Origin of the sequence: Streptomyces viridosporus (assembly GCF_002078235.1) — a bacterium.
Lineage (GTDB): Bacteria > Actinomycetota > Actinomycetes > Streptomycetales > Streptomycetaceae > Streptomyces > Streptomyces viridosporus.
The window spans coordinates 1-1,347 of sequence record NZ_MSGP01000907.1 but is presented as its reverse complement, the minus strand read 5'-3'; the positions used below and the strand labels follow the sequence as shown (position 1 = coordinate 1,347).

At 77.8% G+C, this 1,347-nt stretch carries 1 protein-coding gene and 1 pseudogene; both read right to left on the bottom strand.

Annotated elements, in window-relative coordinates:
• Positions 1 to 462: 462 nt before the first annotated feature.
• Complete coding sequence (locus B7L92_RS38595; protein WP_081241682.1) at positions 463 to 1,122, bottom strand: ABC transporter ATP-binding protein; 660 nt, start codon at positions 1,120 to 1,122, stop codon at positions 463 to 465.
• Positions 1,115 to 1,347: pseudogene (locus B7L92_RS41755) on the bottom strand (ABC transporter ATP-binding protein); the annotation flags it as partial. The pseudogene B7L92_RS41755 and the gene B7L92_RS38595, both read right to left, overlap by 8 nt.

Sequence of the window (1,347 nt, the reverse complement as noted above, 5' to 3'; positions counted from 1 at the left end):
GGCCGGTGGCGCCGTCGAGGGCGGCTTGGGTCCGGTCGATGTTCTCCCACGGCCGGCGGGTGCCGGCGGGCGGCCGGCGGTGGGCGTCGGGGCCGGGCAGTGGGACGAGGTGCGGTTCGTGTGTATCCCCCATGGCTTCGAGGGTCGGCACGGCCGCGGGCGGGGGGTAGGGCGCGATCCGGTCGCAACGGGAGCATCCGGGCGGAGCGTGCGGGCGCGGGGCGCGGCCGGTGAGGCGCCTGCCGTCCCAGGAGGCACGCGTGGCGTGACCGGGGACGGCCCCTGTCGGGCGTGGCGCGGTGCTGCTGCCCCGTACGGCCGGCGCGGCGGGGACGCCGGAGGGCTCTCCCCATGGTCCTCTGGGAGCAGGGCCGCCCCGGCTGGGCGCCGGCCCCGACCCGGATCAGGACAGGAGGACGGCGAAAGCCGGAGACCTCTCCCCCGTCATGCGGGGGAACGCGATCACCATTCGATGACCGTGTCCCAGTGGACCGTGCGGTCGCACCAGCGGTCGAGGAGGGCCCGGTCGTGGCCCACGGCCAGCAGGCCCGCGCCCGTCGCCGCGCGGTAGTCCTCGACGACCGCGACCAGCGCGGCCGTGGTGGAGGCGTCGAGCATCGCGGTCATCTCGTCGCAGATGAGCCAGCGGGGGCGGAGCACCAGCGCGCGGGCCAGACAGGCGCGTTGGAGCTGGCCGTCGCTGACCTCGTGGGGACGGCGGGTGAGCAGGTCGGGGGTCAGGCCGACGGTGCCGGCGAGTTCGGGGACCCGGGTGGGGACCTCCTCGCGCCGGCCGGTGGCGCGCAGGGGCTCGGCGATCAGGTCGGCCAGACGCAGCCGGGGGTCCGCGGAGAGGCGGGGCTGCTGGAAGACGACGCCGAAGGCGGTGCGCAGCTCGCGCGGGGCGCGGTGGCGCCAGTGGCGCACGGGCGTGCCGTCGAGGAGGAGGGTGCCGGCGTCGGGGCGGTGCAGCAGGGCGGCGACGCGGGCGAGGGTGGACTTGCCGCAGCCGCTGGGGCCGAGCAGACCGACGGCCTCGCCGGGGGCGACGGTGAGGGAGGCGTCCCGGACGACGGGGGCGCGCCGGTCGTATCCGGCGGTGATGGCGCGCAGTTCAAGCATGGATGTCCTCCGGGGCCGCGGTGCGCGGACTCTCGCCCTTCCCGTCGTGGGCCGGGAGCGGGTGGTGGCAGGCGACCTCCCCGGTCGGGGACGGCCCCGCCGGGGACGATCCGGTCGGGACCGGCCCGGCCAGGGGCGGGAGGGTCGCGCAGGTGTCGGTGGCCCGCGTGCAGCGGGCGGCGAAGGTACAGCCGGCGGGGAGGGCGCCGAGTTCGGGGGGCATGC